General features: G+C 39.1%; 1 protein-coding gene. It reads right to left on the reverse strand.

The annotated features are described in order from the left end of the window. On the reverse strand, positions 1 to 335 hold a 335-nt coding region (locus tag C1G53_RS09100), incomplete at both ends, for a TIM-barrel domain-containing protein (RefSeq protein ID WP_330847475.1).

The raw sequence follows: 335 nt of genomic DNA on the forward strand, positions 1-335 counted from the left end.
AAGAGATTTTGAATGTGGTAAGCGATCTCCATGCATTCTCAAAATCGGTGAAAAGGTAGAATATTGAAACCATCTAATCATCAACTCTCTGAATTCTGGATCGTCAGCATTTCCTCCATGAAACCCTCCGATATCTGTTGTCCACCATGGCAAACCAGCCATTCCAACATTTAATCCTGTATTGACCTGATTTCTTAAAGACTCAAAACTAGAGTCAATATCACCTGACCAAGGTAAAGCACCATATTTTTGTGCTCCAGCCCAAGCCCCCCTAACTAGAATAACTTCTGAATCTTGTTGACTATTGCCATCAAAAATCATTTTCAAGTAACCAA

This window comes from Streptococcus suis (genome assembly GCF_002960445.1).
GTDB classification, from domain to species: domain Bacteria; phylum Bacillota; class Bacilli; order Lactobacillales; family Streptococcaceae; genus Streptococcus; species Streptococcus hyiners.